General features: G+C 54.8%; 1 protein-coding gene. It reads left to right on the top strand.

Features of this window, described 5'->3' with window-relative positions; all coding sequences use genetic code 11:
- On the top strand, positions 1 to 347 hold a 347-nt coding region (locus ACTHTK_RS10260; protein ID WP_440379749.1), incomplete at both ends, for a hypothetical protein.

Here is a 347-nt window from a genome sequence, read left to right as displayed (position 1 = left end):
GTTGCAGCCGGTACCAACATCAAAGACGTGGTGAAAACGACCGGCGCCAACGGCCAAGACATCTACACCGTCAACGCCAAAGGCACAACTGCCAGCGCAGGTTCTGACAAAGTGACCGTCACTGCTTCAGCAGAAGACGCGAACAACGTGACCGACTATAGCATCGACTTGGCTGATAGCACCAAAGACGACATCCAAAAAGGTGTGGATGCCAAAACCACCGTTGACAACAAAGGCCTGACCTTCAACGGCGACAGCGGCAGCACCAATGTCGAAAAACTCGGCTCCACCGTGACCGTTGCCGGCGACGACAACATCACCACCGAAGCCCAAGACGATAAAGTGAC

The organism is Neisseria sp. P0006.S009 (assembly GCF_051962915.1).
Lineage (GTDB): Bacteria > Pseudomonadota > Gammaproteobacteria > Burkholderiales > Neisseriaceae > Neisseria > Neisseria subflava_E.
The sequence above is the reverse complement of the archived record's forward strand: the minus strand, read 5'-3'. Positions and strand labels throughout refer to the sequence as shown.